General features: G+C 74.7%; 1 protein-coding gene. It reads left to right on the top strand.

The genetic code is table 11. The features are described 5' to 3' along the window. Window positions 1–150 precede the first annotated feature (150 nt). On the top strand, window positions 151–1,244 hold a 1,094-nt coding region (locus tag ACWGIU_RS38135), incomplete at its 3' end, for a CaiB/BaiF CoA transferase family protein (RefSeq protein ID WP_453712716.1).

Below are 1,244 nucleotides of genomic sequence, written 5' to 3'. Positions count from 1 at the left end.
GCAGCCCTGGTCCGCACTGTTCGTACCGCCGGCCACGCGCGGGTTCGCGCGCGGCCGGCAGTCCCGCGTAGCGGCTTCCCTGTGTGATCAATGGGGCGCATCGCCGCCCGGGTGGTGACAGCGGCCCGTCCGACCCGGTAGGCAGGGCCCATGGCTACCGAACCACTTCCCCTGGACGGCATCACCGTCGTCGCCGTCGAACAGGCCGTCTCGGCCCCTTTCGCCACCCGCCAGCTCGCCGACCTGGGCGCGAGGGTGATCAAGGTCGAGCGCCCCGACGGCGGCGACTTCGCCCGTGGCTACGACACGGCCGCGCACGGCCTCGCCTCACACTTCGTGTGGGCCAACCGGGGCAAGGAGTCGATCGCGCTCGACCTGAAGGACCCGCGCGGCCGGGAGGTCCTGCACGGACTGCTGGCCGGGGCCGACGTCTTCGTGCAGAACCTCGCACAGGGGGCCGCAGCCCGGCTGGGGCTCGACTCGGCGGCCCTGTGCGCGCGTTACCCCCGGCTCGTCGCCGTGGACGTCTCCGGCTACGGGGCCGAGGGCCCGTACGCCCACAAGCGCGCCTACGACATGCTCGTGCAGTGCGAGGCGGGCCTGGTGTCGGTGACCGGCACCCCCGAGCAGCCCGTCAAGGCGGGGATCCCGGCGGCGGACATCGCGGCGGCCATGTACGCCTTCTCGGGGGTTCTGGCCGCCCTGCTGCGCCGCGGGGTCACCGGGCGCGGCGGCAGGGTGGAGGTGTCCATGCTGGACGCGCTCGCCGAGTGGATGGGCCATCCGCTGCACCACACGATGCACGACGGGGAGCAGCCCGTGCGCACCGGCCTCGCGCACGCGGTGATCGCGCCCTACGACGCCTACGCGACGGCCGACGGGGACCGGGTGCTGCTGTCGGTGCAGAACGACCGCGAGTGGCGGCGGCTGGCCCAACAGGTCCTGGATCAGCCGGGGTTGTCGGACGATCCGGCGTACGCCACGAACGCGGCGCGCACCGCGAACCGGGAGAAGACCGACGCGGTGGTGGCCGAGGCGCTGGCCCGGCTCGGCGCGGACGAGGCGATCGGGCGGCTGGAGGCGGCGGGCATCGCCTGCGCGCGGCTGAATTCGGTGGCCCAGCTGGCCGGGCATCCACAGCTCGCGGCCCGGGACCGCTGGCGGGAGGTGGCTTCACCGGCCGGACCGCTGCGGGCCCTGCTGCCGCCGATCGGACTGCCGGGCGGCGCGGCACCGCACATGGG

This window comes from Streptomyces sp. NPDC054840, assembly GCF_053611065.1.
The sequence above is the reverse complement of the archived record's forward strand: the minus strand, read 5'-3'. Positions and strand labels throughout refer to the sequence as shown.